The 5,883-nt window shown below is 73.0% G+C and carries 5 protein-coding genes and 1 pseudogene; 3 read left to right on the forward strand and 3 right to left on the reverse strand.

Features of this window, described 5'->3' with window-relative positions; genetic code table 11:
• Positions 1-143, reverse strand: a pseudogene (locus ACWF94_RS30865) (dihydrofolate reductase family protein); the annotation flags it as partial.
• 562 nt (positions 144-705) lie between these two features.
• Here ACWF94_RS30865 and ACWF94_RS30870 point away from each other — a divergent pair.
• The gene (locus tag ACWF94_RS30870; RefSeq protein ID WP_453495827.1) at positions 706-2,079 is read left to right on the forward strand and encodes a hypothetical protein; all 1,374 of its coding nucleotides are present in this window, start codon (positions 706-708) and stop codon (positions 2,077-2,079) included.
• A gap of 51 nt (positions 2,080-2,130) precedes the next feature.
• On the forward strand, positions 2,131-2,589 hold the full coding sequence (locus ACWF94_RS30875) for a DUF7144 family membrane protein (RefSeq protein ID WP_453495829.1): 459 nt from the start codon (positions 2,131-2,133) through the stop codon (positions 2,587-2,589).
• 193 nt (positions 2,590-2,782) lie between these two features.
• Here the strand turns inward: ACWF94_RS30875 and ACWF94_RS30880 are convergent, their stop codons facing one another.
• Positions 2,783-3,151 (reverse strand): hypothetical protein, encoded by a 369-nt coding sequence (locus tag ACWF94_RS30880; RefSeq protein WP_453495832.1) that lies wholly within the window; start codon positions 3,149-3,151, stop codon positions 2,783-2,785.
• A gap of 217 nt (positions 3,152-3,368) precedes the next feature.
• On the opposite strand from ACWF94_RS30880, the gene ACWF94_RS30885 reads away from it, so the two are divergent.
• Positions 3,369-4,190, forward strand: a complete 822-nt coding sequence (locus tag ACWF94_RS30885) for an SAM-dependent methyltransferase (RefSeq protein WP_453495835.1) — start codon at positions 3,369-3,371, stop codon at positions 4,188-4,190.
• A 113-nt stretch (positions 4,191-4,303) separates the two neighbouring features.
• Here the strand turns inward: ACWF94_RS30885 and ACWF94_RS30890 are convergent.
• The coding region (locus tag ACWF94_RS30890) for an AAA family ATPase (RefSeq protein WP_453495838.1) at positions 4,304-5,883 on the reverse strand (1,580 nt) is incomplete at its 5' end.

The raw sequence follows: 5,883 nt of genomic DNA on the forward strand, positions 1-5,883 counted from the left end.
CCGTCCGGGAACAGGCGGCGGCCCTCGCCCACCACGACCGGGGCGATGGCCAGGCGGAGTTCGTCGACCAGGCCCGCGGCCAGCAGCGACTGGGCCAGGCGGGCGCTGCCGTGGACCTGGAGGTCCCGGCCGGGCCGCCGCCTGGGCTGCCCGGCCTCCGGGTGCCGCCCCGGCTCCCCGGGCCGCCCCGGCTCCGGCCCCAGGTGCCCCGGGCACTCGGGGTCCTCCGGATGGTCGGGTCAGCCCTGGCGGGGTGACTCCGGATGGCCCGGGCGCCCCGGACGCGACCGCTCCGGGTGCCGGGGGCACCCCAGGCACCCCCGCCGGGGCCGCTCCGGATGTCCGGCGCCCCCGGGGTCCCCCGGCCACGACCGCTCCGGGTACCCCGGGCACGACCGCTCCGGCCACCCCGGGCAGGGCCACCCCGGGCACGGGCACCCCCGCCAAGGGTGCCCGGAGACGGCAGACCCCGGGTAGCCCCGCCGGGACCGCTCCGGGCGCCCCCGCCGGGCCCGTGCCGGATGTCCGGCGCCCGCACCGTGTACGCGTCCCACGCATGCCCCTATGACAGCGGCATGACAGCGGCTGGGCGGGACGGCCTGCCGGTGGGCCGTGCCGATCGGGTGCTCTCCCACCCGGACGGGGCAACGCGAGTCGCCGGGCGGTCCGGCCCCGGCTTCTGTGGAAGCACACGGAGGTGGCGCCATGGCGGCGGACGAGAGCGAACTTGATCGGCTCCGGGCACGTATCGCCGCCCTGGAGGCGAGTACCGGAGCGGCGTCGGGAGCAGGAGCAGGGGCAGGAGCAGGGGCCGGGCCCCCGACCGCGCCCGGACTCCCCGGCGGACGGGCCCACCACCGGGTGCGCTCCTTCTTCGCCGCCCTGCTGATCGTCGTCGGCTGTGTCCTCGCCCCGCTCGGCCTGGTCGCCTCCTGGACGGCGGACGAGGTCGGCGACACCGACCGCTATGTCGACACGGTCGCCCCGCTCGCCTCCGACCAGGACATCCAGTCCGCCGTCGCGACCCGGGTCACCGACGCCGTGATGCGGCACATCGACATCAACACCCTGCTGTCGGACGTGGCCCCCGCCGACCGCCCCCGCCTCGCCGACGCACTCGGCAGGCTCGGCGGCTCACTGGAGGGCGCCGTCAAGAGCTTCGTCCACGACAAGGCCCAGGACGTCGCGGCCTCCGACGCCTTCGAGAAGCTGTGGACCGAGGCCAACCGCAAGGTCCACGCCGCTGTGGACAAGGCGCTCACCGGCAGCGGCGGCGGGGCGGTCGAGCTGACCGACAACGCCGTGCAGATCGACCTCGGCCCGGTCGTCGACCAGGTCAAACAGCGGCTGGTGGACGCCGGTCTGACCGTCGCGGGCAAGATCCCCGAGGTCCATACGAGTCTCACCGTCCTCCGCTCCGACGACATCGGCAAGCTCAAGACCTGGTTCCGGCTCCTCCAGCTCGCCGGGTTCTGGCTGCCGGTCATCGCCGTCGTCCTCGTCGCGGGCGGCATCCTGCTGGCCGTACGGCGCCGACGCGCCCTGGTCGTCTCGGCGCTGGCCGTCGCGTTCGCCGTCGCCCTCCTCGGTATCGCGCTGACGGCCTTCCGGGCGGTGTATCTCGACTCGCTGCCCTCAGGGGTCTCCCGGCCCGCCGCCGGTTCGGTGTACGACGCGCTCACCCGCTATCTGCGGTCGGCCGTACGCATGGTGATCACGCTCGGTGTGGTCATCGCCCTCGCCGCCTGGCTGTCCGGCCCCGGCCGCCACGCCACCCTCGTACGCCGCCTCTGGGGCACTGCCATCGGCTCGGCCCGCGCCACCGCCGACCACGCGGGCCTGCGCACCGGCCCGGTGGGCCCCTTCGTCCGCCGCCACCGCCGCTGGATCACCTGGCTCCTGGTGGCCGCCGCCGTCCTGGCCTACCTCCTGTGGAGCTACCCCACCGGCTGGGTCGTCGCCGGTCTGGCACTCGCCCTGCTCCTCGCCCTCGCGATCGTGGAATTCCTGGCGGCGGAGAGCCCCGCACCGTCACCCGAACGGGTGCGTCCGGCTGGCGGCGGAACGGAGTCGGGCTGACGCTCGAATCCCCGTCCGCGATGGGCGTACGGGCCAACGAAGGAAGGTCCCATGAGCCACGCAACACAGCCGACCGGGACTCCGCCGCCGCAGCGCGCCGCCGGCCCCGGTACGGGCCCGAACAGCGGCTGGGCGGTGGGTGGGGTCGTCTTCGCGGGCATCCTGATGCTGTGCAACGGAGTGCTCGCGGTGCTTCAGGGCATCGCGGCGATCGCCGAGGACGATGTCTACGGCCGGATCGGCGACTACGTCTACAAGATCAACCTCACCGGCTGGGGCTGGATCCATCTGATCATCGGCGTCTGTCTGATCGTTACCGGATACGGCGTCCTGAAGAACATGCCCTGGGCCCGCTACACGGGCATCTTCTTCGCCTCGCTGGGGCTGGTCTTCCAGTTCATGTTCCTTCCGTACGCCCCCGTCTGGGCCGTCATCATGATCGCGATCGATGTCTTCATCATCTGGGCACTCGCGGTCTACCACCCCGAGGACCGCGAGGACCTCATCTGAGGACGACCTCATCTGAGGACGACCTCATCCGAGGACGACCCATCTGAGGACCGCGAGGACCTCCTCATCCGGGCAGTGCCGTCCGGCCGGAGGACGGGCCGGCCGGTCGGCCGGGACCCCGGCAACAGGCCCCTGGGCAGTCGTCCCGGGGGCCCGATCCATGACGACGGATCAGGCCCCCGGCCACCGCACCTCACCAGTCCCGCCACCGGTCCGTGACCGCCGACCGGTCGATCCCGGCCCGCGCGGCGAGGGCGGCGACATCGACGCCCTGCCCGGTCAGAGCCCGGTCGATGTACTCGCACAGGTCCTCGCGCTCCGCCGTGCGGTACGCCCCGTACTCGGCGTTTATCGCGTTCAGCTTCATCACCACATGCTCGACGGCCGTGAACACCCGCCCGTCGTCCACCGCCCCTTCGAGTGCCAGCACCTCCGCGTCGAACGCGGCCAGCGCGCCATCCGTCGCCGCCAGCAACTCCGGGGTGTACAACTCCGCGACGGCGGTGCCGGTCCGGGCGGTCGCGATCCGGGCACGCCACTTCTTCGTCGGTCTCTCAGCCATAGGCAGATCGTACGACCGCGCACCGACGGCCGCTCGGCTTCTCCCGGCGTACACGGCTCTCCCCGTACGCCGGGAGCACGCGCCCCGAAGCCGTGCGCACACAGCGGTCCGCCCCCGTGCGCACACGGCGGTCCGCCCCGTGCGCACCCGCCCGCCCCGTACCACCGCGTAGGCCCCTACACTCCCCAAACAACCGAATCCGAAAGGGAGTTGGGGAATGTCAGAGGGCCATACGGTAGACGGGATCGATGCTTCGCAGGCGCATTCGGCCCGGGTGTACGACTACATCCTCGGCGGAAACGATCACTTTCCGGTGGATGTCGAGGCGGCCGATGCCATGGTCGCGGGGTGGCCCGCTCTGCCGGTGCACATGAGGGCGAACCGGGAGTTCATGCACCGGGCCGCGCGGTATCTGGCGCGGGAGGCGGGGATACGGCAGTTCCTGGACATCGGGGCCGGGCTGCCGACGTCGCCGAACCTGCACGAGGTGGTGCAGGCGGAGCGGCCGGACGCGGCGGTCGTCTATGTGGACAACGATCCCATCGTGCTGGCGCACGCCCAGTCGCTGCTGACGAGTTCGCCCCAGGGGCGGACGGCCTACGTCGACGCGGACATCCGGGAGCCGGAGGCGATCACCGAGTCACGGGAGTTCAGGGAGACCCTGGATCTGGGGGAGCCGGTGGGGCTGATGGTGATCGGGATGCTGCATTTCATCATGCCGCCCGAGGACCACATCCTGGTGCAGCGGCTGCTCTCGCCGCTCCCGGCGGGGAGCTTCCTGGCGGCGACGATCGGTACGGCGGACTTCGCGCCGGATGAGGTCGGGAGGGTGGCGCAGGAGTACGAGCGCCGGGGGATGCCGATGCGGCTGCGCAAGCGGGAGGAGGCGGAGGCGTTCTTCGGCGGGCTGGAGATGGTGGAGCCGGGGCTGACCCAGGTGCACCACTGGCGCCCGCGCGAAGGCCAGGACCCGATCGACGACCGGGACGTCGCGATGTACGGGGCCGTGGCCCGCAAGGGGGCGCGTCCGGGGCCGTGACCGCCGCCGGACACCTGCGGACACCTGCGGATACCACCGGGCGGACTCGCTGGCGCATCCCGCCGGACCCCGCCGGACCCCGCCCCGCGCACACCCCCCGGCCGCACCGTCCATCACCGCCCCCGCCCCCGCGCGCGCCCATCGTCCTCACCGCCCCGCCGTGCGATCGCCGACTCCACGGCCGCGAGCCGGTCCGCCAGCAGGCCCAGCGCCGCCACCGCCCGCCCCAGCGCGTTCCCTTCGGCGGCAGTACGGGCGTAGGCGGCCCGGATCTCCGCCCAGCGGGCCGCGCGCTCCGGGTCCAGCGTGCCCCGCAGTTCCGCGAATCTCAGCAGATTGGACTCGGCACCCGTGGTGAGGGTCTGGGCCTCGCCCCGGTAGTGGTCGTCGACGACGGCGGCCAGTTCGGCGTCGTTCATCACCGGGCTGATGCGCTGGGCGATCCGGTTCAGATCGCGGTACGAGCCCTGGAGCCGGAACGGCGGCTCGGTCCGGAACTCCTCGGTCTGCCCGGCGGAGGCGATGTACTCCTCGTTCACGGCGAGGACCGTCGTACGGGCGGCCAGCAGATGGCGCAGCACGGCGAGAATCCGCTCCAGTTCGGCCGGGGCAGGGGGGTGTGCCAGCCGGTCGCGGCGGGCGGTCGGGTCCCCGCCGGCCAGCCGGACCAGCAGATCGAGGTCGGCGCGCTCGCGCCCGGCCAGGGGTGCGAGGACCGGGTGGGAGGTCAGCGCGTTCTCCACGAAGCTCTGCGCGAACGCGTCCCCCTTGCCGCTCAGCACATCGCCGAGATTCCACACATCGGCCCGGTTGGCGAGCATGTCGGGCAGCCGGAAGCGCTGTCCGGACTCGGTGTACGGGTTTCCGGCCATACAGACCGCGAACCGTTTGCCGCGCAGATCGTGGCCGCCCAGCGTCCGGGTCGCGTCGCACAGCGGGATGAACTTCTGGAGCAGTTCGGGCGAGACGTGCTGGATGTCGTCCACATAGAGCATGACGTTGTTGCCCGCCGCCAGTGCGAAGTGGATCTTCTCAAGCTGTCGGCGGGCGGCGGCGTCGGGCGCCTCGGCGGGGTCGAGCGAGGTGGTGGCGGCGCCGAGCGCCGGGCCGTCGACCTTGACGAGAAGGAGCCCGAGGCGGTCGGCGACGTACTCGACCAGGGTGGTCTTGCCGTAGCCGGGAGGTGAGACGAGCAGCAGCAGCCCGCTGTTGTCGGTGCGCCGGGCGTCCCCGGCCGCGCCCAGTTGTTTGGCGAGGCTGTCGCCGACGAGCGGCAGATACACCTCGTCCACCAGCCGGTTGCGGACGAACGCGGACATCACCCGGGGCCGGTACTCGTCCAGCCGCAGCCGGGCGCGCTCGGCCGCGACGAGCGAGGAGCGCAGCCGCTGGTAGGCCCGGAAGCCGGGGACGTCCCGCTCGGCGAAGTCACGGGTCCTGGCCAGGAATTCATCGAGCCGGAGGGTGAGGGAGCCCCGGACGATCCGGGGGTGGTCGCCGAGCAGCCCGCCGACGGTTCCGGCCGGGGAGGCGTCCACGTCGTGGCGTGGCAGCGAGGGGCACAGTTCGACGGCGACGGCCTCCGCGAGATCGCCCGGGTCGATGTCCTCACCGCCGGCGGCGGCGTACGAGACGAGCCAGCCTTCGACGAGCCGGTGGGCCGCGCCGAGCCCCCCGGCGGGGAGTTCCGGCG

It is taken from the genome of Streptomyces sp. NPDC055078, from assembly GCF_053607985.1.

Excerpts from the sequence above, each read along its gene's own strand:
- ACWF94_RS30885 (WP_453495835.1), top strand. The coding sequence starts at position 3,369 with ATGTCAGAGGGCCATACGGTAGACGGGATCGATGCTTCGCAGGCGCAT.
- ACWF94_RS30870 (WP_453495827.1), top strand. The coding sequence starts at position 706 with ATGGCGGCGGACGAGAGCGAACTTGATCGGCTCCGGGCACGTATCGCC.
- ACWF94_RS30880 (WP_453495832.1), bottom strand. The coding sequence starts at position 3,151 with ATGGCTGAGAGACCGACGAAGAAGTGGCGTGCCCGGATCGCGACCGCC.
- ACWF94_RS30875 (WP_453495829.1), top strand. The coding sequence starts at position 2,131 with ATGAGCCACGCAACACAGCCGACCGGGACTCCGCCGCCGCAGCGCGCC.